A 1,100-nucleotide genomic window follows, 5' to 3' on the forward strand; every position below is an offset into this window, starting at 1 on the left:
TTGACGTCGCCTGCCGCCCATACGCCTTCGATATTGGTTGCGCCGACATTGTCACCGGTACCGCCTTTGGTTTTCAGATATCCGGTTTCATCCATATCGAGTTGGCCTTTGAAAATATCGGTGTTGGGTTTGTGGCCGATAGCGATGAAAACGCCTTTGACGGCGATTTCTTCAGTGCTGCCGTCATTGTGTTTCAGGCGTGCACCGGTAACGCCGCTTTCGTCGCCCAAGATTTCATCAACCGAGCTGTTAAACTTGAGGATGATTTTGCCTTCTTCGACCCGTTGCATCAGCTTGTCCACCATGATTTTTTCGGCACGGAAGCTGTCACGGCGGTGAATCAGGGTAACGGTGTTGGCGATATTGGCAAGGTAGAGGGCTTCTCCCACAGCGGTATTGCCACCGCCGACTACGGCAACATCTTGTTTTTTATAGAAGAAACCATCGCAAGTTGCACAGGCGGAAACGCCTTTACCGGCAAAAGCTTCTTCGCTTGGTAAACCTAAATATTTGGCGGATGCGCCGGTGGCAACGATGAGCGCATCGCAGGTGTATTCGCCCATATCGCCTTTGAGGGTGAAAGGACGGTTTTGCAAATCAACGGTGTGGATTTGGTCGAAAATCATTTCAGTACCGAAGCGTTCGGCATGAGCTTGGAAACGGGCCATCAGTTCCGGACCTTGTACACCTTCGGCATCGGCAGGCCAGTTGTCCACTTCGGTGGTGGTCATCAATTGTCCTCCTTGCTCAACGCCGGTAATGATTACAGGGTTGAGGTTGGCACGGGCGGCATAGACGGCGGCCGTATAGCCGGCAGGGCCGGAGCCGAGGATGATGAGTTTGTGATGGTTGCTCATGATGGTTTCCTTGCTGATAAATGATTGAATTTTGTCGTATCTAAGCTTTCAGACGGCCTGAATTTTACTTGAATCTGCCGCCGTCTGAAATATGTTTGTTACTTGGGTTTAGTGGCTGTCTTTCCATTGATAGTATTTTGAGCCGAGGAAAGAGCCGAGTTTGCGTAGGAAAGGCTGGGTAATGATGTTGCTGTGGCGCAGTTGCTCAAAAGGTTTCAGACGGCCCTCATCTCCCATGATGGC

Annotated in this window: 1 protein-coding gene and 1 pseudogene; both read right to left on the reverse strand. The window is 51.0% G+C overall.

Annotated features, from left to right (window positions below; translation table 11 throughout):
• Positions 1 to 857 (reverse strand): thioredoxin-disulfide reductase (trxB, locus tag ACTHS3_RS14130; RefSeq protein WP_440368265.1); only part of this gene is annotated, 857 nt, incomplete at its 3' end.
• A 108-nt stretch (positions 858 to 965) separates the two neighbouring features.
• Positions 966 to 1,100, reverse strand: a pseudogene (locus ACTHS3_RS14135) (FAD-dependent oxidoreductase); the annotation flags it as partial.

It is taken from the genome of Neisseria sp. P0009.S007 (assembly GCF_051962515.1).